Source organism: Erythrobacter epiphyticus (assembly GCF_034653295.1).
Taxonomy (GTDB): Bacteria; Pseudomonadota; Alphaproteobacteria; order Sphingomonadales; family Sphingomonadaceae; genus Erythrobacter.
This window is the reverse complement of record NZ_JAYEEU010000023.1, coordinates 1-873: the sequence shown is the minus strand read 5'-3', so window position 1 is coordinate 873 and position 873 is coordinate 1. Positions and strand designations below refer to the sequence as shown.

General features: G+C 66.8%; 2 protein-coding genes. Both read right to left on the bottom strand.

Features of this window, described 5'->3' with window-relative positions:
• Positions 1 to 235: hypothetical protein (locus SOQ14_RS14245; RefSeq protein ID WP_322898783.1), on the bottom strand; the 235-nt coding region annotated here is incomplete at its 3' end.
• A 104-nt stretch (positions 236 to 339) separates the two neighbouring features.
• Positions 340 to 873: SDR family oxidoreductase (locus SOQ14_RS14240; protein WP_322898782.1), on the bottom strand; the 534-nt coding region annotated here is incomplete at its 5' end.

Genomic DNA, 873 nt, shown 5'->3' with positions numbered 1-873 from the left:
GAATGGCCGAAGCCTTGTTCTGCGCCCCCGCTTCCTGATCACGCATAGGCGTCGTCAGCCCGGCTGGTGTGGGCCCGTTGCATTGCAACGCCACAATCAAGGCCGCGGGCGGCAGGGCCGCCGGCGAGAGGGCGGCATGGGCCGGAGCCTGCGGCACCACGGCCGTGGCGCCAAGCGCTCCGAGCAGAAAGACCGCTTTGGCACGGCGCTGCCATTGTGTTGCGGACGTGACCATGGCCTAACCATAKACMCACGCGCTCATAAGACTATCTCAAGCGGTCTGGTGCACAGCCGCGTTAGAATTTCGCGGCGGGAAAGCAGGCGGTGCGAGCGTGCGAGCTAGAGCGTGACAGTCTGCCCGCCGTCCACCTTGATCGCGCAGCCAGTGATGAAGCCCGCTCGCGGGCTGGCGAGAAAGGCCGCCACATCGCCGAATTCTGCCGGGTCTCCGAAACGGCCCGCCGGAATGGCGGCCAGCGCGCGGGCGCGCACCTGATCGGGCGTCATCGCGCTGCTTTCGGCCATCGCCGTGTGCAGGCCGGCGAGCTGGTCGGTCGCGATCTGGCCGGGCAGCAAAAGGTTTACGGTCACGCCATCAACGGCGACTTCACCCGCCAGTGTCTTGCACCATGATGCGAGGGCTGCCCTGACCGCATTTGACAGCACGAGGCCGGGGATCGGGGCGATCACGCTGGTGGAAGCAACCGCAAGGATCCGCCCGAACCGGCGTGCCCGCATATCGGAAAGGAATGCCTGCACCAGTGCCACTTGGGCATGGAACATGCGGTCAAAGGCAGCCGCGAAATCCGCCGGGCTGGTTGCTGCGGCGGTGCCGCGCGGCGGGCCGCCACTGTTCAGCACGAGGATATCGAG